Source organism: Bradyrhizobium sp. CCGUVB23, from assembly GCF_024199885.1.
Taxonomy (GTDB): Bacteria; Pseudomonadota; Alphaproteobacteria; order Rhizobiales; family Xanthobacteraceae; genus Bradyrhizobium.
In genome coordinates, this window is the sequence record NZ_JANADQ010000001.1 from 5,602,698 (window position 1) to 5,625,000 (window position 22,303).

Annotated in this window: 18 protein-coding genes, 1 tRNA gene, 1 rRNA gene and 1 riboswitch (1 of these 21 running past the window's edge); of the genes, 12 read left to right on the forward strand and 8 right to left on the reverse strand. The window is 64.1% G+C overall.

Annotation, left to right across the window (positions count from 1 at the left end; all coding sequences use genetic code 11):
- Positions 1-31 precede the first annotated feature (31 nt).
- The 4 genes from ftsE (at position 32) to NLN62_RS25795 (ending at position 3,216) form a co-directional block, all read left to right on the forward strand.
- Positions 32-691 carry a cell division ATP-binding protein FtsE gene (gene ftsE / locus NLN62_RS25780; RefSeq protein WP_027522156.1) on the forward strand — a complete coding sequence of 220 codons (660 nt, stop codon included), beginning with the start codon at positions 32-34 and terminating at the stop codon, positions 689-691.
- Positions 684-1,652: an ABC transporter permease gene (locus NLN62_RS25785; RefSeq protein WP_254110668.1), complete on the forward strand. Its 969-nt coding sequence runs from the start codon at positions 684-686 to the stop codon at positions 1,650-1,652. Before ftsE ends, NLN62_RS25785 begins: the two co-directional genes overlap by 8 nt.
- 77 nt (positions 1,653-1,729) lie before the next feature.
- A complete protein-coding gene (locus NLN62_RS25790) occupies positions 1,730-2,434 on the forward strand; it encodes a YdcF family protein (protein WP_254110669.1) in 705 nt (234 codons plus the stop codon).
- A gap of 8 nt (positions 2,435-2,442) precedes the next feature.
- Positions 2,443-3,216, forward strand: a complete 774-nt coding sequence (locus tag NLN62_RS25795; RefSeq protein ID WP_254110670.1) for a 1-acyl-sn-glycerol-3-phosphate acyltransferase — start codon at positions 2,443-2,445, stop codon at positions 3,214-3,216.
- Here NLN62_RS25795 and NLN62_RS25800 read toward each other — a convergent pair.
- Entirely contained in the window at positions 3,213-3,824 is a 612-nt protein-coding gene (locus NLN62_RS25800) for a gamma-glutamylcyclotransferase (RefSeq protein ID WP_254110671.1), read from the reverse strand. The genes NLN62_RS25795 and NLN62_RS25800 overlap by 4 nt on opposite strands.
- Positions 3,825-3,934: 110 nt before the next feature.
- Between NLN62_RS25800 and NLN62_RS25805 the strand changes: the two genes are divergently transcribed.
- Positions 3,935-5,119, forward strand: a complete 1,185-nt coding sequence (locus NLN62_RS25805; protein WP_254110672.1) for a DUF2125 domain-containing protein — start codon at positions 3,935-3,937, stop codon at positions 5,117-5,119.
- Positions 5,120-5,263: 144 nt separating this feature from the next.
- Here the strand turns inward: NLN62_RS25805 and NLN62_RS25810 are convergent, their stop codons facing one another.
- From NLN62_RS25810 to NLN62_RS25820, 3 genes are read right to left on the reverse strand one after another with little or no spacing between them, the layout of a single operon-like run.
- Positions 5,264-6,199 (reverse strand): prephenate/arogenate dehydrogenase family protein, encoded by a 936-nt coding sequence (locus NLN62_RS25810; protein WP_027522162.1) that lies wholly within the window; start codon positions 6,197-6,199, stop codon positions 5,264-5,266.
- On the reverse strand, positions 6,196-7,293 hold the full coding sequence (hisC, locus tag NLN62_RS25815; protein WP_254110673.1) for a histidinol-phosphate transaminase: 1,098 nt from the start codon (positions 7,291-7,293) through the stop codon (positions 6,196-6,198). The genes NLN62_RS25810 and hisC overlap by 4 nt, the downstream gene beginning before the upstream one ends.
- A 30-nt stretch (positions 7,294-7,323) precedes the next feature.
- The gene (locus NLN62_RS25820) at positions 7,324-8,181 is read right to left on the reverse strand and encodes a chorismate mutase (RefSeq protein WP_027522164.1); all 858 of its coding nucleotides are present in this window, start codon (positions 8,179-8,181) and stop codon (positions 7,324-7,326) included.
- A gap of 191 nt (positions 8,182-8,372) precedes the next feature.
- Positions 8,373-8,452: riboswitch (SAM riboswitch) on the forward strand.
- Positions 8,453-8,542: 90 nt separating this feature from the next.
- Between NLN62_RS25820 and NLN62_RS25825 the strand changes: the two genes are divergently transcribed.
- Both NLN62_RS25825 and metW read left to right on the forward strand, forming a co-directional pair.
- The gene (locus NLN62_RS25825) at positions 8,543-9,742 is read left to right on the forward strand and encodes a homoserine O-acetyltransferase (protein ID WP_254110674.1); all 1,200 of its coding nucleotides are present in this window, start codon (positions 8,543-8,545) and stop codon (positions 9,740-9,742) included.
- 2 nt (positions 9,743-9,744) lie between these two features.
- On the forward strand, positions 9,745-10,407 hold the full coding sequence (gene metW / locus NLN62_RS25830; protein WP_254110675.1) for a methionine biosynthesis protein MetW: 663 nt from the start codon (positions 9,745-9,747) through the stop codon (positions 10,405-10,407).
- A 232-nt stretch (positions 10,408-10,639) separates the two neighbouring features.
- Here metW and NLN62_RS25835 read toward each other — a convergent pair whose 3' ends face one another.
- Positions 10,640-11,506, reverse strand: coding sequence for an alpha/beta fold hydrolase (locus tag NLN62_RS25835; RefSeq protein ID WP_254110676.1), 867 nt, complete (start codon positions 11,504-11,506; stop codon positions 10,640-10,642).
- Positions 11,507-11,742: 236 nt separating this feature from the next.
- Here NLN62_RS25835 and NLN62_RS25840 point away from each other — a divergent pair, with 236 nt between their 5' ends.
- Together NLN62_RS25840 and NLN62_RS25845 are read left to right on the forward strand one after the other, a co-directional pair.
- Positions 11,743-12,387, forward strand: a complete 645-nt coding sequence (locus NLN62_RS25840; protein ID WP_027522168.1) for a TIGR02594 family protein — start codon at positions 11,743-11,745, stop codon at positions 12,385-12,387.
- 106 nt (positions 12,388-12,493) lie between these two features.
- On the forward strand, positions 12,494-13,132 hold the full coding sequence (locus NLN62_RS25845) for a hypothetical protein (RefSeq protein ID WP_254110677.1): 639 nt from the start codon (positions 12,494-12,496) through the stop codon (positions 13,130-13,132).
- A gap of 169 nt (positions 13,133-13,301) precedes the next feature.
- Here the strand turns inward: NLN62_RS25845 and NLN62_RS25850 are convergent, their stop codons facing one another.
- A complete protein-coding gene (locus NLN62_RS25850) occupies positions 13,302-14,090 on the reverse strand; it encodes an MOSC domain-containing protein (protein ID WP_254110678.1) in 789 nt (262 codons plus the stop codon).
- A 256-nt stretch (positions 14,091-14,346) separates the two neighbouring features.
- Between NLN62_RS25850 and clpB the strand changes: the two genes are divergently transcribed.
- Positions 14,347-16,986: an ATP-dependent chaperone ClpB gene (gene clpB / locus NLN62_RS25855; RefSeq protein WP_254110679.1), complete on the forward strand. Its 2,640-nt coding sequence runs from the start codon at positions 14,347-14,349 to the stop codon at positions 16,984-16,986.
- Positions 16,987-17,067: 81 nt separating this feature from the next.
- Here clpB and NLN62_RS25860 read toward each other — a convergent pair whose 3' ends face one another.
- Entirely contained in the window at positions 17,068-17,334 is a 267-nt protein-coding gene (locus NLN62_RS25860) for a hypothetical protein (protein WP_254110680.1), read from the reverse strand.
- A gap of 157 nt (positions 17,335-17,491) precedes the next feature.
- Entirely contained in the window at positions 17,492-19,555 is a 2,064-nt protein-coding gene (locus NLN62_RS25865; protein ID WP_254110681.1) for a M23 family metallopeptidase, read from the reverse strand.
- A 1,004-nt stretch (positions 19,556-20,559) separates the two neighbouring features.
- On the opposite strand from NLN62_RS25865, the gene NLN62_RS25870 reads away from it, so the two are divergent.
- Both NLN62_RS25870 and NLN62_RS25875 read left to right on the forward strand, forming a co-directional pair.
- Positions 20,560-22,048: ribosomal RNA gene (locus NLN62_RS25870) — 16S ribosomal RNA — on the forward strand.
- A gap of 222 nt (positions 22,049-22,270) precedes the next feature.
- Positions 22,271-22,303: transfer RNA gene (locus tag NLN62_RS25875), tRNA-Ile, on the forward strand (it continues 44 nt past the right edge of the window).

Consider the following 22,303-nt stretch of genomic DNA (forward strand, 5'->3'; position numbering starts at 1 on the left):
CGCCGCGCCCCACCTCGAACGGAGCTGAGCCTTGGTTCGGTTCGAAAATGTCGGATTGCGTTACGGTCTGGGGCCGGAGATTCTGCGCGACCTGAGCTTCCAGATCCCGGCGCACTCCTTCCAGTTCCTCACCGGGCCCTCCGGCGCCGGCAAGACCTCGCTGCTGCGCCTCTTGTTCCTGTCGCTGCGGCCGACCCGCGGCCTCGTCAACCTGTTCGGCCACGACATCTCGCTGCTCGGCAAAGACGAGATCGCCGACTTGCGCAAGCGCATCGGCATCGTGCTGCAGGATTTTCGCCTGCTCGACCACATGACGACGTATGAGAACGTCGCGCTGCCGTTCCGCGTGATGGGCCGCAGCGAATCCAGCTACCGCAAGGAGGTCATCGATCTGCTCCGCTGGGTCGGTCTCGGCGAGCGCATGGACGCGCTGCCGCCGATCCTGTCGGGCGGCGAGAAGCAGCGCGCGGCGATCGCGCGCGCGGTGATCTCGCGGCCGCAGCTCCTGCTCGCGGACGAGCCGACCGGCAGCGTCGATCCGACGCTTGGTCGGCGCCTGCTGCGGCTCTTCATCGAATTGAACAAGTCCGGTACCGCCGTCATCATCGCGACCCACGATATCGGGTTGATGGACCAGTACGAGGCGCGCCGGCTCGTGCTGCACCAGGGACGGTTGCACGTCTATGAATAGGACCGACGAGCGCGGCGTCTTCGTCGACCTCGGACAGGAGCGTCCGCAGGTCCCGCCGAAAGCGCGCAACATGTCGCCGATCGTGCCGCGCGCCTCGATCCATGGCCGCGCGCTGGTTGCGGTCGTCGCGATCATGACCTTCCTTGCCTCGATGACCACGGGCATGGTGCTCTTGGTGAGCGCGTCGGCGGCCGAATGGCAGTCAAATGTCGCGAGCGAAATCACCATCCAGGTCCGCCCCCAGGCCGGGCGCGACATCGAGCGTGACACCACTGCCGTGACGGAAGCGATGCGCGCGCAGGCTGGCATCGTCGAGGTCAAGCCGTTCAGCAAGGACGAATCCGGCAAGCTGCTCGAGCCCTGGCTCGGCACCGGCCTATCGATGGACGACCTTCCGGTGCCGCGCATGATCATCGCCCGCGTGCAGCCGGGCACAACCCTCGATCTCGCCGCCTTGCGCAGCCGCGTGGCGCAGATCGCCCCAAGCGCGAGCGTCGACGATCACCGCGCCTGGATCGAGCGCATGCGCTCGATGACCAATGCCACCGTGCTCGCCGGCCTCGGCATCCTCGCGCTCGTCATCGTCGCGACCATCATCTCGGTGTCGTTCGCAACGCGCGGGGCGATGGCCGCCAACCGCCCGATCGTCGAGGTCCTGCATTTCGTCGGCGCCGGCGACCGCTACATCGCCAACCGCTTCCTGCGGCATTTCCTCCGCCTCGGCCTCGAAGGTGGCGTGATCGGCGGCGGCATCGCCATGCTGGTGTTCGGCTTCTCCGAGTCGATCGCCGGCTGGTTCTCCGGCACGCCGGTCGGCGACCAATTTGCCGCCCTGCTCGGCACCTTCTCGTTGCGGCCGTCGGGTTACGTCGTGCTCGCGGTGCAGGCGGTCCTGATCGGCGCGATCACGGCGGCGGCGTCGCGCCAGACGCTGTTCGCGACGCTGAACGATGTCGAATAGGGTGCGGCGCGTCAAACCGGACTCCACTTCATCCAAAAACGTTCTAAAATTGCCAGGGGAAGGGACTGCCACATCATATGACCTCGCCGACCGACGATCGATCGCCGAAGTTGCCGCGCGGCTGGCTGCGCGCGACCGTCGTGTCGGCGCTCGCGATCGCCTTCGTCGGCGCCGCGGCGGGTTTCGTCGCGTTCCTGTCCCAGATGCGCGGCGCCGAGCTGGCGCCGGACCGCAAGGCGGACGGCATCGTGGTCCTGACCGGCGGATCGTCGCGGGTGTCGGATGCGATGGAGCTGCTCGCTGCGGGCTACGGCCGGAGGCTCCTGATCTCGGGCGTGCACCCGACCTCTACGGTCAGCGATATCTCGCGTACGCTGCCGGAGAACCAATCCTACATGCGCTGCTGCGTCGATCTCGACCGCTATGCGGTCTCGACCCGCGGCAATGCGGCTGAGGCGCGGCGCTGGGCGCATGAGCGCGGCTTCAAGTCGTTGATCGTGGTGACCTCGAACTATCACATGCCGCGCGCGCTGGTGGAATTCTCGCACGCGATGCCGGAGATCGCGCTGATTCCGTTTGCGGTGGTCGGCGACAAGTGGCGCGATGAGCCGTGGTGGACCTCGTCCTCGACGCTGCGGCTGCTGTTATCGGAATATGTCAAATACATCGCCGCCGAGCTGCGCGTGCGGCTCGAGGATTTCGGGATTGACGTTTCGCCTGAAGTGTCGGAGCAGCCTCCTGGCGTGCAGCCGAAACGGCCCGCCACCGCACAGGCCAATTAGGATCGTTGATGTTCTTGCTCTTCCTGCGTTCGCTCGTCTTCAACGTGCTGTTCTACGCCGTCCTGGTGTTCTGGGCGATCATCGCGCTGCCGACCTTCCTGATGTCGCCGCGCGCGATGCTGACGGTCGCCGAATGGTGGGCGAACTCGACGCTGTTTCTGATGCGGGTGATCTGCAACATCAAGGTGGAATTCAGGGGCGTGGAGAAGATCCCGGCGGGGCCGCTGGTGATCGCGTCAAAGCACCAGTCGTTCTGGGAGACGTTCGGGCTGCTGCACTTCTTCGATCGGCCGATCTTCATCCTCAAGCGCCAGCTCATGCACATTCCGGTGTTCGGTCAGTTCCTGGGCAAGACCGGCATGATCGCGATCGATCGCAGCGCCGGCGTCAAGGCGCTCCTGGACATGACGCGGCGGGCGCGCGATGCGGTGCGCTCCGGCCGCCAGCTCGTGATCTTCCCGGAAGGCACCCGCCGCGCGCCCGGCGCGCCGCCGGACTACAAGACGGGCTTTGCCCAGATCTATTCGGCCTGCGGCGTGCCGTGCCTGCCGATCGCGCTCAACTCCGGGCTGTTCTGGCCGCGCCGCACCTTCATGCGCTATCCCGGCACGCTGGTGGTGGAATTCCTGGATCCGCTGCCGCCGGGCCTGCCGAAGGACGAGTACATCGCGCGCGTGCGCGGCGCGATCGAGGAGGCCACGGCGCGCATCGTCGAAGCCGGACGGAAGGAGCAGGAGCAGCTCATCGGCAGTGCGCCGAGCTACGTGGCTTCTCGCAGCTAGCGCTCGTCGCGCTCGTTGGTGGGAGCCGGATCATGCAGGGAATGCGCATCGTTGTGCAGGAGAGTCGCAAGCTGATGCAGCTGCGTATCGCGAAAACCTTCGGCTTCGATCGCCTTCACCGTCGCGGTGACGTAGTCGCGATTGGCGCCGGATTGGCCGTGACCCTGCAGCACGTGGCGGTGCTGCAGGGCAAGCGACAGGCGTCCCGCATATTGCACATGGCCGCGATCGACAACGTAGGCGAGCGCACTGACACGCTGCCGCGCGTCATTCTCCAGCCACACCGAGCGCATGACCTCGCGATAGACCGAGGTAACCTGCTCGCGCTCGCGCAAGTAAGCGACCACATCGGCACGGCTCTTCGCAGCGACGCGGAAGGCGATGCCGCGGCAGGCGCCGCCGCGGTCGAGCCCGAGCACGAGGCCCGGCTTCTCCGGCGTGCCGCGATGGACGAAGGAATAGACGCAGAGCGCGCGATGCTCGCCGACCAGGCGCGCGGGCACGCGTTCCTCGAATTCGAAGCCCGGGCGCCACATCAGCGAGCCATAGCCGAACACCCAGAGGTCGCCGGTGGTCGTCGTGACGGAGGGGAGGGTATTTTCGGACATGTTTGGCACCGCTACCAGACCCCGCCATCCCGGCGAAGCGAATTCTCCACCTTTTGCAGCAAGCTAACCTCGCTTACATTTGCCATCATCTGGGGTCAAAGGGTCGCCGCATGTCCGATATGACCGTTGCCGCCAGGCGGCGCCCCCGCTGGGGCCTTTTCATCGCGCCCGTCCTCCTCTTGATTCTCGCCGTCGCCTGGAGCGGCTTCTGGTTCTATGCCGCTTCCCAGGCCGAAGTGGCTGCCGACGCGTGGCGCGCCCAGGAGGCCAAGTCAGGCCGTATCTATGATTGCGCCAAGCGCTCGATCGCCGGCTTCCCGTTCCGCTTCGAGGTGCAATGTTCCGGTGCCAGCGTCTCGCTGGTCTCGCAGACCGCGAGCAAGACGCCGTTCACGGCCAAGCTCGACAACATCCTGGTCGTTGCCCAGGTCTATGATCCCAAGCTCGTGATCGCCGAATTCACCGCACCGGCGACGCTGACCGACGGCGTTACGCAGACTTCCTTCGTGGTGAACTGGAGCAAGGGCCGCAGCAGCGTGGTGGGCCTGCCGGCCGTGCCGGATCACGCCTCGATCGTGTTCGACGATCCCGCCATCAATCGCGTCGACGGCTCGGTGCAGGTACCGGTTGCCAAGGCCAGGCAGGTGGAGCTGCACGGACGTCTCGCCGAGGGATCCTCGCGCGACAATCCCATCATCGAAACCGTGCTCCAGATCGCGCAAGGCAGCATCCAGGGGGTGCATCCGCTGCTCGCCGAGCCGTTCGAAGCGGACGTGCGCTCGAAGATCACGGGGCTGAAAGATTTTGCGCCAAAGCCGTGGCCGCAGCGTTTCCGCGAGCTGCAGGCCGCCGGCGGCCATATCGAGATCGTACAGTCGCGCATTCAGCAGGGCGAGATGATCGCGGTCGCCGCCGGCACGCTCGGCATCTCGGCCAACGGCCGCCTCGACGGCGAATTGCAGATGACGGTGACGGGCCTCGAGCGCGTGATCCCCGCACTTGGCATCGACAAGATGCTGGAAGAGGGCGTGCCGCAGGCAACCCTTGACCGCGTCGCCCCGGGCGTGAAGTCGCAGGACCTCAACAACCTCTTCGGCGCCCTCGACCGCGCCATTCCCGGTCTCGGCAAGGTCGTGAAGCAGAACGCCAATGTCGGCGTTGCCGCGGGCATCAACGCGCTCGGCACCGAAAGCATGCTGGAAGGCAAGAAGGCGCGCAGCTTCCCGCTTCGCTTCGCCGATGGCGCCGTGATGCTCGGCGCGCTGAAGGTCGCGCAGCTCCCGCCGCTGTATTGATTTCCCGTCATTGCGAGCCACCGGGTCCGCGCGTAGCGCGGCCCGATGACAGGCTCCGCGAAGCAATCCAGAAAGCCTCCGCGGAGGTAGTCTGGATTGCCTCGTCGCTTCGCTCCTCGCAATGACGGAGGAGAGATTTGTGACCTACTGCTTCGTCAGCGGCGGATGCGGACGGCCGAAATCCGGCGCCGCCGAATCCTGGCCGATCTCGACGATGCCGCGGCGGATGGCGCGGGTGCGGGTGAAGTGGTCGAACAATGCCTCGCCGTCACCGCGACGGATCGCGCGCGTGAGTTTTGCGAGGTCCTCGTTGAAGGTGCCGAGCATCTCCAGCACGGCCTCCTTGTTGGCGAGGAAGACGTCGCGCCACATCGTCGGATCGGACGCCGCGATGCGCGTGAAGTCGCGAAAGCCGCCGGCGGAGAACTTGATCACCTCGGACTCCGTCACCTGTTGCAGCTCGTCGGCGGTGCCGACGATGGTGTAGGCGATCAGATGGGGCAGATGGCTGGTGATCGCGAGCACGAGATCGTGATGATCTGGTGTCATGATCTCGACCTTGGCGCCGAGCGCGGCCCAGAACGCGCGCAATCGATCGACGGCGGCTGCGTCGACGCCCTCGGGTGGCGTGAGGATGCACCAGCGATTGATGAACAACTCGGCGAAGCCGGAATCCGGGCCCGAATGCTCGGTGCCCGCGACAGGATGCGCGGGGACAAAATGAATGCCCTGCGGGAGGTGCGGCGCCATGTCCCTGACGATCGCGCCCTTGACCGAGCCGACGTCGGAGATGATCGCGCCCGGCTTCAGATGCGCAGCGATCTCCTGCGCCACGGGGCCGCAGGCGCCGACGGGAATGCAGAGGATGACGAGGTCGGCGTCCTTCACTGCCTCGATATTGGTTGCGACCACGTGATCGACGATGCCGAGCTCGGCGACGCGCGCCCGCGTCCCCTCCGAGCGCGCCGTGGTGACGATCTCATTGGCAAGGCCCTGGAGCTTCGCGGCTCGCGCGATCGAGCCGCCGATCAGGCCGAAGCCGATCAGTGCGACGCGCTGGAAGTGCGGGGCGACGCTCATTTGCCCCCCATGAAGTCGCGCAGGCCTTCGACCACGAGGCGATTGGCTTCCTCGGTGCCGATCGTCATGCGCAGTGAATGGGGCAGGCCGTAGTTCTTCAGTGCGCGCAGCACCAGTCCCCGTTTGGTCAGGAAGGCGTCGGCTTCATCCGAGGTCCTGCCCTTGTCGGCCGGGAAATGGATCAGCACGAAGTTGGCTACGCTCGGCGTCACCTTCAGCCCGAGCTTGCCGATCTCCTCGGTCAGCCAGTTGCGCCAGGTCTCGGTGAATTGCTTCGACATCTGCTGATGCGCGGCGTCCTCGATCGCGGCGACCGCGGCATACATCGCCGGCGTCGAGACATTGAACGGACCGCGGATGCGGTTCACCGCATCGATGATGTGCGCAGGACCGAACATCCAGCCGACGCGCAGCGCGGCGAGGCCGTGGATCTTGGAGAAGGTGTGCGTCACGACCGTGTTCTCGGTGGTCGCGACCAACTCGATCCCCATCTCGTAGTCGTTGCGAGACACGTAGTCGCAATAGGCGGCGTCGAGCACGAGCAGCACGTGCGACGGCAGGCCGGCCCGCAGGCGCTTGACCTCGTCGAACGGCAGATAGGTGCCGGTCGGATTGTTGGGGTTGGCGAGCCAGACGAGCTTGGTGCGCGGCGTCACCGCTTTCAGGATGGCGTCGACGTCGGCGGTGAAGTTCGCCTCCGCCGCCACGATGTTCCTGGCACCGTTCGCCATGGTCGCGATCGGGTAGACCAGGAAGCCGTGGGTGGTGGAGATCGCTTCATCGCCCCGGCTGAGATAGGTGTGGGCGAGCAGATTGAGGATCTCGTCCGAGCCGGCGCCGCAGATGATGCGGTCGGGATCGAGACCATAGATGCGGCCGATCGCTTCGCGCAGCACGCGCGAGGTGCCTTCCGGATAGTCCTCCAGATGCGTCGCCACATGCGTGAACGCCTCGATCGCCTTGAGCGAGGGCCCGAACGGCGTCTCGTTCGCCGACAGCTTGAACACCTTGCGGCCCGGCTCCGGCACCGGGCTCTTGCCGGGCGTATAGGGCGCAATATCGAGAATGCCGGGATTCGGCACGGGGCGGGACATCGTCTACTCCGGAAAGGATGCGGGGCGGCCTCAAGCCACGTCAGATCTGGCCGTCCCGGTCGGGGGCACCGTATAGCGCGTTGCGTGGCCGCCGACGAGAGCCGACGAGCGGACCGAGGCGCCGGCGCGGATCAGGGCCATTTTGATCTTCTCGAAGCCGATGCCAGTCTCCGACACCAGCAGCGCAGCGCCGTCGAAGGCGGTATCGGGCACCGCGACGATGTCGGCGAGCGGCGCCAGCGCCCTCGCCGTGTCGGCGTTCCAGCCGGACACGCGCACGCTCCAGGTCTGGACCTCCGTGACCATGGCGTCGTCGGCGACACGCGAGATCACGAAGACGGGCAGCGCGGCCGGATGGTCGGCGCGCTCGAGGAAGGGCAGCCGCGCGATGATTTTCGGCGCGCCCTCGGCCTCGAGCTCGCTCCACCATGGCGTGCGGCTCGAGATCGCCGAGACCAGAGCCAAATCACCCTTCGATTTCGCCAACGCCTCGACGGCGGCCTGTGCGCTGAAATGCGGCACATAGGGCGTCGTGAAGCCGAAATGGAATCGCGCCGAATCTCGCATCGCGGACTCACCGACCGAGACGTCGGCATGCACCGAGAACGGCGCCTGCACATAAGTGAAGGTCGAGATGATGACGCGCCAGATGCTCTCGATGGTGTCGAGCGGCAGGATGCCGCGATGGCGCTCGACGAGGCGGCGCATCATGCTGGCCTCGCGCGCCGGCCGGAAAGCCGAGCCGACCTCCTGCGTCTGCTTCGCCTGGATCAGGCGATCGATGATGTCGCCGCGCTGCATCAGCAGGCGATGCACTTCCTCGTCGATCGCATCGATCTCCTTGCGCAATTCCTGGAGCGATGGTGGCGCGGGCGGACGCTGGGACATATCTGTCGGTCTGTCAGGGGCTCGTGAAAGGCGGATCGGCTGGGCCGGATCCGCCGGCGCTATGGGTCTTGATTAGGCAGGATGGACGCCGAAAGCAAAGAGAAATGGCGGCCATTTCGCCTGACATGGCAGGGCCTCATTTGGTTAATCGGCGCCTCGGCTTGACGAATAGCGCGCCAGCAACTAGTTTTTGCCTGTTCCGTGGTCATTTGAGCCGGCCGGCTTGCAGCCACGTTAAAAAACTCGCTAAACAGGCCGGGGACGCATCCGATCCCGGCCGAACCTATCGTTCAGGCCGGGTTTTTCATGGCCTGATGTCAGCGGCGGCTTGAGGGCCGTCGCCAACGAGGTCGATGGTCAGATGGTTGGCGTCACGACGGTACCGAGCCCAGCGATCGCCGAGGAGCGCTCGCACGAGGCGGATCATCCGAGCTCGCAGGTTGCGCATTTCGGCGCGGACCAGCCGTTGTCGCTCGATTGCGGGATCGACCTCAGCCCGTTCCAGATCGCCTACCAGACCTATGGCGAGCTCAACACCGAGCGCTCCAACGCCGTGCTGATCTGCCATGCGCTGACCGGCGACCAGCATGTCGCAAATGTGCACCCCGTCACCGGCAAGCCCGGATGGTGGGAGACCCTGGTCGGGCCCGGCCGTCCTCTTGATCCTCAACGCTACTTCATCATCTGCGCCAACGTCATCGGCGGCTGCATGGGGTCGACGGGACCTGCCTCGCTCAATCCGGCGACGGGCAAGGTGTGGGGCCTGGATTTTCCCATCATCACCATCCCCGACATGGTACGCGCGCAGGCGATGCTGATCGATCGCCTCGGCATCGAGACGCTGTTTGCGGTGGTCGGCGGCTCGATGGGCGGCATGCAGGTGCTGCAATGGACCGCGGCCTATCCTGAGCGCGTGTTCTCCGCGCTCGCGATCGCCTGCTCGACGCGGCACTCCGCGCAGAACATCGCCTTCCACGAGCTCGGCCGCCAGGCCGTGATGGCCGATCCCGACTGGCACAATGGCCGCTATGCCGATCACGGCATCCATCCGCATCGCGGGCTCGCGGTGGCACGGATGGCTGCGCACATCACCTACCTCTCGGATGCGGCGCTACACCGCAAGTTCGGCCGGCGCATGCAGGACCGCGAGCTGCCGACGTTCTCGTTCGATGCGGATTTCCAGGTCGAGAGCTATCTGCGCTATCAGGGCTCGTCCTTCGTCGAGCGTTTCGATGCCAACAGCTATCTCTATCTGACACGGGCGATGGACTATTTCGACATCGCCGGCGACCATGATGGCGTGCTGGCGAAGGCGTTTGCCGGCGTCAAGACGCGCTTCTGCGTGGTGTCCTTCACCAGCGACTGGCTGTTCCCGACCTCGGAATCGCGCGCGCTGGTGCACGCGCTCAACGCGTCGAGCGCGCGGGTGTCGTTCGCCGAGATCGAGACCGATCGCGGCCACGACGCCTTCCTGCTCGACGTCCCCGAATTCTTCGATATCTCCCGTGCGTTCCTACAATCGGCGGGCAAGGCGCGCGGCCTCAACGGCAAGGGCAGCTGACGATGTCTGTGCAAGAAGTGCTGCCGCTCGACGGCCTTGCGGCTGAACAGGAAGGTCACTACCGCGCCGATCATCTGCTGGTTGCGGAGATGGTCAGGCGCGGCTCGAAGGTGCTCGACGTCGGCTGTGGCGACGGCGATCTGCTGCAGCTCCTGGAGAACCGCGGCATCGATGGCCGCGGCATCGAGCTGTCGCGCGAGGGCGTCAACCGCTGCGTCGCCAAGGGGCTCGCGGTGGTGCAGGGCGACGCCGACACCGACCTCGTCAACTATCCCGACGACGCCTTCGACTACGTCATCCTATCGCAGACGCTCCAGGCGACGCGGCAGCCGAGGGTGGTGCTGGAAAATCTTTTGCGCATCGGCCATCGCGCGATCGTGTCGTTCCCGAACTTCGGCTACTGGAAGATGCGGCTGCAGCTCCTGATCGGCGGCCACATGCCGCGCACGGACAATCTGCCAGCGACCTGGTACGACACCGCCAACATCCATTTCTGCACCATCAAGGATTTCGTCCAGCTCTGCGACGAGATCGGCGTGAAGATGGAGCGCGCGGAAGCGCTCGATCTCTACGGGCGCCCGTTGCGGCTCAGATTGCCGTGGTGGGTGTGGAATCTGTTCGGCGAACAGGGCGTGTTTCTGCTGAGCCGCGGCGGCGGGAAGTAAAATCAGCTGACCCTCACCCTGAGGAGCGCGCTCTTGGCGCGCGTCTCGAAGGGCGAGGCCACTGGCGGGGCCTTCATCCTTCGAGACGCGCGTTCCGCGCTCCTCAGGATGAGGGGCTGATGCTTACACCTCGTCATTGCGAGCGCAGCGAAGCAATCCAGAGTCTTTCCGCGGAGGGATTCTGGATTGCTTCGCTGCGCTCGCAATGACGGAATATAGGATGATGCCTTCGCTAATTCGCAGCCACTGACCTCGGATCGCGCACCGGCCAGCGCCCCGCTTCCACCAGCGTGACGAACCGCTCCACCGTTTCGTTGAACAGCGCGGGCTCCTCGAGATTGAGGACATGGCCTGACTTCGGAAACATCGCGAGCCCTGCGGCCAGCAGATGCTTCTTCAGGAACAGGCTCGGCCCGACGCAGGGGTCATCCTCGTCGCCGCAGATGATCAGCGCCGGCGTCGCCACGCGCCCGATCGCTTCCGTCATCATGTAGATCGAGGGGCGGCCGCCCTGGAAGCCGCGCATGGTGTTGGCCGAGCCTCTGGAATCGTGCCGTGCCAGCGCGGCATAGGAATCAGCGTGGCCGCGCGGATCCTTCACCAGAAACGGAATCCGGCTCGGCGCCTCGCGCGTGACTTTGGCAACTTCCGCGGAGCCCAGTGTCTCGAATTGCTCGGCATTGGCGCGGCACTGCTTGCGCCAGGCTTCGAGATTGTCGAGCTCCGAACCGGAGCCGACGCCCGCGAGCGTCATCGACAGCGCGCGCCCCGGCGCGTTGAGGCCGATCTGCAGCGAGGAATATGCGCCCATCGAGAGACCGACGAGATGTGCGCGATCGATCGAGAGATGGTCGAGCACCGCGAGTGCATCGGTGTAAAAGTGCTTGTAGGTGTAGACCTCGGCCGATGCCGGCACGTCCGACGGCGCATAGCCGCGCGCGGAATAGGTGATGCAGCGGTGGCCGCGCGAGAAGTAGCGCATCTGCGGCTCCCAATTGGAGTAGTCGGCCGCGAACTCGTGCAGGAAGATGATCGGCGTGCCGTGGCCCGCTTCCTCGAAATAGATGCGGACATCATCCCTGGTCGTGGCGTGGGGCATTAACCGTTTCCCTCTTTCTGGGCCGTCGCGTTAAGCATCGCAGTTAATGCTGTGGGCAGCAATGCGGCAGCATCAGACCAGCATCGACACAGGGTCATCGCGGAAATTCCCTGAAGCGAATTTCTGCAATGCCGCATTGTGCCTTGCTCTTGCCACATCTGGACTTTCATACGACGCGCGGATGTCGGCCACCGCACGGGCCGATGGGAATTGGGGGTGTCAACGAAGGATGAAGAATGTTTGAGTTGTTTGCGTTCGGCCGGCTGCGTCACGTCATCGCGCTGGCTCTCTTCTCCGCGGCGTTCGCCGCATCTATCTCTCCAGCATCGGCACGGTCTCATCGTCACAGCGCAGAGCGGCACGCTTACGTGCATCACGCCGCGCACCATGCCGGCAGGTATCATCACTATCGCCACGCGCGCTCATCGCGCTTCGAGCGCGGCGCCGCGCAGTTGGAGGCGAGCGGCTTCGCCAACACCCAGGCCAGCTATGACCCGAGCGCCAACACCGGCGGCATGGCGGGCGACTTCGGCGGTGGCTCGGGCCTCGTCTCCGAGGCGCGCCGCTATCTCGGCGGCAATCCGACCGGCCGCGGCAGTCTGTGGTGCGCGCGCTTCATGAACATGGTGCTCGAGCACACCGGCCATAAGGGCTCCGGCTCCGACATGGCGAGCTCGTTCGCGCATTACGGAACGCGTGTCTCCGGTCCGCAGGTCGGCGCGATTGCGGTAATGTCGCGCGGCCGCGGCGGCCATGTCGGCATCATCACCGGCATCGACGCCAAGGGCAATCCGATCATGATCTCCGGCAATAACGGCAATCGCGTCCGCGAGGCACCGATCTCGCGCGGCCGGATCTATGCCTATGTGATGCCGAACTGATCGATCGTCCCGGCACATTTTCGAACCTGCCGTCGAGCTCGCGCGACCCTAAGGAGGCGCGGGCTCGGCGGTTACCTCCGTCCGCCCTGCGGATCACGGGGTGTACATGGTGTTCGAGAAAGTGACGCGGGCCGTCTTCGACGAGCTTCTGGCGAACGATGGATCGGCAAGGTTTCGGCGGGAGCTTGCCCGTTACGATCTGGGGTCCGACCCACCTGCGCGGGATGATTGTGCCGTGCTTCGCGGGCCGCTCGCAGCATCCGACTTCGTCGACGTGCCGGCCTTCAACACGCTGGTGATGGGCGATCTGACCGTCGACGGCCTGGTCGATCTGGGGAACGCAGGCGCGTTTGATGAAGGCGGGCTGTTCGTCGTGCTCGGCAATGTCGCCTGCACGGTGTTCTCGACGGGCTTTGCCAAGGGGACGTTCATTGACGGCAATCTCGAAGCCGACTCGTTGATCCTGAACGCCTTCGATGACTCCGCGTTGGTGGTGATGGGAAACCTGCGGACCTATTTCTTCTACGGCCGGGACATCTGGGCGGAGGTCGGCGGCAAGGCCGAGATGCACTACGGCGACGGTTATTGCCTGCCGATCGGCTATACCAGTGCCGGTGCCGAGGCGATCGAACCGTTGCATGATCGTGCGACGTCGCTACGCCGGCTCAATCTCGACAATACGGACTATATCGAGCCTCACCGCTTCCTGGACCTGATCAGTAGCGGGCGACCAGTTTTCAAGTGAGGCAAGCAGAACTAACGTTCGTCATTGCGTGGAGCGTAGTTGTAGGGTGAGCGAAGCCACTTGTCCGCCGTAGCTCGTAGAGCGAAGGCGGAAACGTGCCCATCACTTCTGCCTGCGTGGAGTGATGGTGGGCACGGCGCGAGAGCGCCTTTGCCCACCGTACGGCAGCTCACACCAGCTTCGGCTCTTCCATCGCGAGCCGATCGCCGATGGCGATCTCGCCATCTGCGATGACCTCGGCATAGATGCCGCAATCCATGTGGCCGAGATGGCGCGACAGCGTCGGCGGGATTTCGAGATCGCGTTCCGCGGTCACAGGATCGACATTCGTCGCCGAGCAGCGCTTGATGCGCTTGACCACCTTCAGCCGCGCATTGCCGATCGCCAGCGTGTGGCCGAGGAGGTCGAGCTCGGACCAGGCCGGCCAGCCCTGAACGTAGAGGTTGCCGCGGAAGCGCAGGGGATGGACGGCAACGCCGCCCAGCATCTTCTCGATTGCATGGACACTGCCGAGATTGATGATGGAGACGACTTTGCTAGCGACATCCGAAAAGTTGTGGTCGCGGCCGGACAGCACTTTTGGCGGCCCGCGCAGCTCGCTCTGGAAATTGCCGGTGAAGTAGGTCTCGATCGCAGCGCGCCCGCTTGCCGTTTCCAGGTCGCCGCTGGCGACGACCTGGCCGTCCTTGCGGATGGTCAAAAGATTGGTCGCGTCCTCAAAGCGGCTGTTGAGGCCGGCCAGGCGCTCATTGCGCATCAGCATCAGGAACTGGGTCTTGGGCATCCATTGCGGCGCCTCCGGATCGAAGCCGCTCGGGCCGTTCTCGATGGCATAGCGGCGGTCGGCGGGCAGGGTCTGGCCGACCCGCAAGGCGACGCGGGACAGGGGCTCGGGCGTGAGGCCTTTGACCGGATAGCGGTAAAGGCCCGTGATCGCGGCAGTCGGGCTGGTCATCATGGCGACTAGTTAACGGATTCCATCTGCTGGCGCCAAGCGGGGCATTTGGCTCACAAATTCGTCGTGCACGAATTTGTGAAGAAGCCTCTTCCGTTCCCGTGACTTGGTTCCCACATCTGCGTCAGGCCGGCGCCAGCGTCGGCTGCTAACGACCGCTTGCTGCTTGAGAAACGTCAATGTGGCCAGCGGAAACCCAATGAAGATGCCATCTGGAGTGCCTTAGAGGGCTCCGGGGGCAGGCCGAGGGAAAGACAAAATGAACATTGAAAAGTACACCGAACGCTCCAGGGGCTTCATCCAGTCCGCGCAATCGCTCGCGATGCGCGAGGGGCACCAGCAGTTTTCGACTCTCCACCTCCTGAAGGTCCTCCTCGACGACAATGAGGGCCTGGCTGCCGGCCTGATCGACCGTGCCGGCGGCAATTCCCGGGCGATTTTGAAGGCGACCGAGGAGGCCCTGAACAAGGTGCCGAAGGTCAGTGGCGGCGGCGCCGGGCAGATCTATCTGGCGCCCGAGCTCGCCCGCACGTTTGATGCTGCCGAAAAGGCCGGCGAAAAGGCCGGCGACAGCTTCGTCACGGTCGAGCGCCTGCTGCTCGGGCTCGCGCTCGAAAAGAGCAGCGACGCCGGCACGATCCTCAACAAGGGCGGCGTGACCCCGCAAAACCTCAACGCCGCGATCGAGGCACTGCGCAAGGGCCGCACCGCCGACAGCGCGACCGCCGAGAACGCCTATGACGCGCTGAAGAAATACGCCCGCGATCTCACGCAGGCCGCGCGCGACGGCAAGCTCGACCCGGTGATCGGGCGCGACGAGGAGATCCGCCGCACCATCCAGGTGCTGTCCCGCCGCACCAAGAACAACCCTGTGCTGATCGGCGAGCCCGGCGTCGGCAAGACCGCCATCGTCGAGGGCTTGGCGCTGCGCATCGTCAACGGCGACGTGCCGGAAAGCCTCAAGGACAAGAAGCTGCTCTCGCTCGACCTCGGCGCGCTGATTGCCGGCGCAAAATACCGCGGCGAGTTCGAGGAGCGGCTGAAGGCCGTGCTCCAGGAGGTGACCGCGACCGAAGGCACCTTCATCCTGTTCATCGACGAGATGCACACGCTGATCGGCGCCGGCAAGGCCGACGGCGCGATGGATGCGTCCAACCTGCTCAAGCCGGCGCTTGCCCGCGGCGAGCTGCACTGCATCGGCGCGACCACGCTCGATGAGTACCAGAAGCACGTCGAGAAGGATGCGGCGCTGGCGCGGCGATTCCAGCCGATCTTCGTCAGCGAGCCCTCGGTCGAGGATACCATCTCGATCCTGCGCGGGCTGAAGGACAAGTACGAGCAGCACCACGGCGTGCGGATCACCGATTCCGCGCTGGTGGCGGCGACGACGCTGTCCAACCGCTACATCACCGATCGCTTCCTGCCGGACAAGGCGATCGACCTCATGGACGAGGCCGCCGCGCGGCTGAAGATGCAGGTCGATTCCAAGCCCGAGGAACTGGATTCGCTGGATCGCGAGATCATCCGGCTCAAGATCGAGCAGGAAGCGCTGAAGAAGGAAAGCGATATCGGCTCCAAGAGCCGCCTCCAGGCGCTGGAGAAGGAGCTCGCCGATCTGGAGGAAAAATCGGCGGCGCTGACGGCGCGCTGGAGCGCGGAGAAGAACAAGCTCTCCAACGCCCAGAAGCTCAAGGCCGAGCTCGATGCCCTGCGCGTCGAGCTTGCCAATGCGCAGCGGCGCGGCGAATTCCAGCGCGCCGGTGAGCTGGCCTATGGCCGGATCCCGGAGCTGGAGAAGAAGCTCGCCGATATCGAGGCGCGCGAGGGCTCAGGCGAGATGATGGAGGAGGCGGTCACCGCCAACCACATCGCGCAGGTGGTCTCGCGCTGGACCGGCGTACCCGTCGACAAGATGCTGGAGGGCGAGAAGGAAAAGCTCCTCAAGATGGAGGAGGCGCTCGGCCAGCGTGTCGTCGGCCAGAGCGAGGCCGTGCATGCGGTCGCAACCGCCGTTCGCCGCTCGCGTGCGGGCTTGCAGGATCCGAACCGGCCGATCGGCTCGTTCATGTTCTTAGGCCCCACCGGCGTCGGCAAGACCGAGCTGACCAAGGCGCTCGCCGAGTATCTGTTCAACGACGAGACCGCGATGGTCCGCCTCGACATGTCCGAATACATGGAGAAGCACTCGGTCTCGCGGCTGATCGGCGCGCCTCCGGGCTATGTCGGCTACGACGAGGGCGGCGCGCTCACCGAAGCGGTGCGGCGCCGGCCTTACCAGGTGGTGCTGTTCGACGAGATCGAGAAGGCGCATCCTGATGTGTTCAACGTCCTGTTGCAGGTGCTCGACGATGGCCGCCTCACCGACGGCCAGGGCCGTACCGTCGATTTCCGCAACACGCTGATCATCATGACCTCGAACCTCGGTTCGGAATTCCTGGTGAATCAACCAGAGGGCGAAGACACCTCTGCCGTGCGTGAGCACGTGATGGGAACGGTTCGGGCGCATTTCAGGCCGGAGTTCCTCAACCGCGTCGACGAGATCATCCTGTTCCATCGCCTGCAGAAGAGCGAGATGGGCCGGATCGTCGAGATCCAGTTCGCCCGACTGCAGAAGCTGCTCACCGATCGCAAGATCGCGCTGACGCTGGATGGCGCAGGCCGCGACTGGCTCTCTGCCAAGGGCTGGGATCCGGCCTACGGCGCGCGGCCGCTGAAGCGGGTGATCCAGCGTTACCTCCAGGATCCGCTCGCCGAGATGATCCTGGCCGGTGACGTGAAGGACGGCGACACTGTTGCGATCTCCACCGAGGGCAACGTGCTGACCTTCAACGGCAAGGCGCAGCAGACGGCCGAGATCGCCCAGTTCGAGGCGCCGGTGCCGAAGAGGAAGTTGAACTGATCGTCCTGTTGCCTCAAACAACAAACCGCCCCGGAGAGGTCGTCCTCTCCGGGGCGAATTTGTTTTGTCAGATCCGACTGGCTAGCTGGCTGCAGACACGGCGTCCGGATTGGCCGGGCCTTGCTCGTCGTCGTCCTGTTCGAGTTCCGACAGGATATCCACCAGCTCGCGCACGCGGCCCTGTGCCAGAGGTCGCAGGTCGTTGATCATGGGCTCGTCATTGGCGAGCCAGGCCTGGGCTTCGGCGAGTTCTTCGATGGTCGCCCCGGTTCCGATGATCTGGGCGATGGTGACGTCATCAGCCCCGCTGACGGCCTTGGTGACGTCTTCGCGTGAGAGGCGCCGCATGGTTGGTCCTCCTCTGGCTCAACGGCTCAAACAGGTCGCGCGGGTCAATCGAGACGCCGCCGATCAGTTCCACAACTGGGGAGGTAGGACGGAACCCGGCCGTGAAAAGGCCGGGTCTCGAGAAAAATTACCGGTTGGTGACTTCGCGATTAGTGACTTAGCGGTTAGTGACCTGGAGCGGGCCGCCGGTCGCATCCGAGATGCGGGCGATGCCGCTCGAGCGGTTGCTCATCATCGCCTCGATGCGGTCGCGCTCCTTTTCGAAGCCCGCCATGATCGGCCCTTCGAGCGAGCGACCGCGCGGCAGCTTGACGCGCATCGGGTCGACGAAGCGGCCGTTGACCAGGATTTCGTAGTGAACGTGGGGTCCGGTCGACTGGCCGGTCGAGCCGACGAAGCCGATCACCTGGCCTTGCCGCACCTGCTTGCCGGGCTCCATGCCCTTCGCGAACGCCGACATGTGGCCGTAGGCGGTCTCGTAGCCGTTGTTGTGCTTGATGCGGACGTACTTGCCGTAGCCGCCTTCGAGCTGGGCCTTCTCGATCACGCCGTTGCCGGCGGCGAAGATTGGTGTGCCGTAGGCGGTGGCCCAGTCGACGCCGGTGTGCATCTTTACGTAGCCGAGGATCGGGTGGCGGCGGCCGCCGAAGCCGGAGCGCATGATGGCGCTGTTGACGGGCTTGCGGACCAGGAACTTCTTCGCGCTCTTGCCGGTCTCGTCGTAGTAGTCGACGACGCCGTCGTCGGGGCTCTGGAAGCGGTAGTATTTCTTGGTCTCGCCGCCGACCGTGAGGGAAGCGAACAGCACCTCGCTCTTGTCGGCCGCCGCCGTGCCCTCGTCCTCGCCGGCGTAGAAGACGTCGAAGGAATCGCCCGGCTGCACCTTGCGCTGGAAATCGACGTCGTAGGAGTAGATCTTGATCATGTCGTCGATGACCGGCATCGGCACTTTGTTGCGCATCGCGGTCTCGTAGATGCTCTGGTAGAGCCGGACGCCGGTGCCGTCGTCGTCGTCATCGTCGTCGCTGTTGGCATTCGCGGCCGCGTCGGCGACGGTGTTCATGCTTGAGACGTCGACCGCGACGTATTTGCCGAGATCCGACAGCGCTGCGATCGCCTCGACCATGGTGTCGTTGGCGACGACGACGCGGAATGGCTGGAGTCGGGCACCGGCGCTTGCGGGCGCCATCAGGATGCGAAGCTTCTCGCCTTCCTTCAGGCCGCCGTCGCGGCCGCGCGGGCCGAGCGTCGCGGATATCGCCTTGATTTCCTCTTGTGTCGCGCCGAGATCGCGCAGCACGGAGGCGACCGAGTCGCCCTTCTTGACGAGGTGCACGCGCTCGCCGTTGGGATTGCCGCCGGTGATCTGTTCCTTGGTCTTCGGCAGCAGCGTGACGTTTTCCGGCACCACGCGCGTCTCGAAGCCGGCATAGGGGTCCGCCGAGGGCGCCTCGGTGGCGTAGGCCATCTTCATGTCGGACGGGCCGGTCGCGCCTGAGACGTCGGCGGTGGCGTTGGCGAGCGCGGCATAACGGACGCCGCCGTTGCCACGCCAGTTGGCGGCATCGCGAACCCGCATCAGGATGTCGTCGAGCGCCACCACCGCGGAAATCTTGGCTTTGGGCAGCACCGGCGACAGGTCCTTGGTGACAAAGGACACTTCGGCGTCGGGCTCGACCGCCTCGGGATTGTTGGGATCGTCGGATGCGGTCTTCGGGTCGGCGCCGACATCGGTCAGAAGGCGCTGGGCATTGAACGGCGGGATCTTGGCCGAAAGATCGCTCGCCGTCATCGAGAGGTTGCCGGCGATGCGGACGAAGGGCCGCACCCGCATCACGTCGCGGTTGCCGACGCGGGCCACCGTCGAGACGCGCACCACGTTGCGCGAGGCCGTGGATTCACTGGGCGGCGGCAGGCGGTCGCTCTTGTGCACGGTGGCGGCGCGATCATTGGCGCCGAATGCGCCGCGCAGCACGCCTTCGACACGCTCCGGCACCTTGGCGAAGGTCAACTCGCCGTCGAGCGAAGCGAAAACGGCGCCGCCGATCAAGGCCGCGCCGCAGAGTCCGGTCAGAATCGTGCCGCTGAACCACTGTACGGAGACGCGGCGGCGATCGATCACGGCAGCTTCGGAACCATCGACGGAAAGCGGCGGCTCGTGGCCGAGATCGATGATCCCGGTCTCACGCCCATAACCCCCGCGTGGCGCCCTATGGTTCAACCCAAGTCCCCCAATATCACCGACATGCGCGAAGCCTGTTCCCGCGCCTTGCCGTCGTCGCCCTCTTCAAGGGGGATCTTCGGAAAAGGCGCGCCGCTTGAAGACGCTCGTCAGCCAAAAGGCCCTCGAGAGGCCGGCCGAACTCACGAACAGCGAAGCGGATGAAGGTCTCTCGATGTCTCTCGAATGTCCCGGGAAGGCAGCTGCATCTTTCAGATCGCCTCCCCTTGACCAGTGTAAATCGCCGGCAGCCCCCACAGGCACCCAGCGATTCAAGCTTGTGTCATACCAGAACGCCCCGGGATTGTGGCTCTAGTACGGCGCCAAATCCTGAAAAAGTTTGACGATTGAGCCGGGCGCGAGCTGCCCGCCGGGCGCGCTCCTTGGAGCCCCTTCGGAACTCAAATTTTTTCTCTCGCAGGCCAAACTTTTTTTCCCGATTTTCTCCGAACGCGTCGCCCGAGGCCGACGCGCCCGTCGCGTAAGCCTCGGAAATCACCGCACTTTTTCCGCAGTGCACACAGGCTTTGGCCGTGCGACGATTTGTTGACAATACCCGTTGACAGCGCCGAGGGGAGGGGCCTATAAGCACGACCACTGAGCGCGGCGCCGCCGGGTCACTGACCAAGGCGAGCGAACGCGCCACTGATGCTCCTCACCTTGTTGAGTGCACAACAGCCGACACAAATCGGTTGGAGTCATTCATCGTCGGTAAGGGTGTCGGAACCCTTCCTCCCAGGAAGGTTGGGACCTCTCCGGTCCCGGGCTGTTTGACAAGTGAAGATGAAGAAAGAGAAACGTGGACGGCGGAGTCCTTGCGGGTCTCGCTTCTGAAAAGCTTCGGCTTTTCTGATCGAGACCGGACGAAAGACTTCGGCGGTACACGTTTCAAAGGTAACACCATGGCCTCTTCATTGAGGTCAGTTCGCAAGCGATGTGAATCGCTTCGCGAGTATGGTGGGACCTCGTCAAACGTTGTGATCAGCCGGTTCAAAGTTCAAGTCCAACTTGAGAGTTTGATCCTGGCTCAGAGCGAACGCTGGCGGCAGGCTTAACACATGCAAGTCGAGCGGGTGTAGCAATACATCAGCGGCAGACGGGTGAGTAACGCGTGGGAACGTACCTTTTGGTTCGGAACAACACAGGGAAACTTGTGCTAATACCGGATAAGCCCTTACGGGGAAAGATTTATCGCCGAAAGATCGGCCCGCGTCTGATTAGCTAGTTGGTGAGGTAACGGCTCACCAAGGCGACGATCAGTAGCTGGTCTGAGAGGATGATCAGCCACATTGGGACTGAGACACGGCCCAAACTCCTACGGGAGGCAGCAGTGGGGAATATTGGACAATGGGGGCAACCCTGATCCAGCCATGCCGCGTGAGTGATGAAGGCCCTAGGGTTGTAAAGCTCTTTTGTGCGGGAAGATAATGACGGTACCGCAAGAATAAGCCCCGGCTAACTTCGTGCCAGCAGCCGCGGTAATACGAAGGGGGCTAGCGTTGCTCGGAATCACTGGGCGTAAAGGGTGCGTAGGCGGGTCTTTAAGTCAGGGGTGAAATCCTGGAGCTCAACTCCAGAACTGCCTTTGATACTGAAGATCTTGAGTTCGGGAGAGGTGAGTGGAACTGCGAGTGTAGAGGTGAAATTCGTAGATATTCGCAAGAACACCAGTGGCGAAGGCGGCTCACTGGCCCGATACTGACGCTGAGGCACGAAAGCGTGGGGAGCAAACAGGATTAGATACCCTGGTAGTCCACGCCGTAAACGATGAATGCCAGCCGTTAGTGGGTTTACTCACTAGTGGCGCAGCTAACGCTTTAAGCATTCCGCCTGGGGAGTACGGTCGCAAGATTAAAACTCAAAGGAATTGACGGGGGCCCGCACAAGCGGTGGAGCATGTGGTTTAATTCGACGCAACGCGCAGAACCTTACCAGCCCTTGACATGTCCAGGACCGGTCGCAGAGACGTGACCTTCTCTTCGGAGCCTGGAACACAGGTGCTGCATGGCTGTCGTCAGCTCGTGTCGTGAGATGTTGGGTTAAGTCCCGCAACGAGCGCAACCCCCGTCCTTAGTTGCTACCATTTAGTTGAGCACTCTAAGGAGACTGCCGGTGATAAGCCGCGAGGAAGGTGGGGATGACGTCAAGTCCTCATGGCCCTTACGGGCTGGGCTACACACGTGCTACAATGGCGGTGACAATGGGAAGCGAAGACGCAAGTCCTAGCAAATCTCAAAAAGCCGTCTCAGTTCGGATTGGGCTCTGCAACTCGAGCCCATGAAGTTGGAATCGCTAGTAATCGTGGATCAGCACGCCACGGTGAATACGTTCCCGGGCCTTGTACACACCGCCCGTCACACCATGGGAGTTGGCTTTACCTGAAGACGGTGCGCTAACCAGCAATGGAGGCAGCCGGCCACGGTAGGGTCAGCGACTGGGGTGAAGTCGTAACAAGGTAGCCGTAGGGGAACCTGCGGCTGGATCACCTCCTTTCTAAGGATGGTCCTTCAGAGAGCTCACGCTCACTATCGGACCGTTTTAGAAACATCAGGGGCCAACAGATCGCCAGATCGTTGAGCTCCATTGGCGGGATTTCGCCGTCTTCGTTTCTCTTTCTTCGCGGACGAACACGCGCCAGGGGCTGCGCTGTACGATTGGCGCTTGCCGCCGGTCGCACGCGAGCAAGACCCTAATCCTCGTTAGGATATGCGTTAGGGGCTTGTAGCTCAGTTGGTTAGAGCGCGCGCT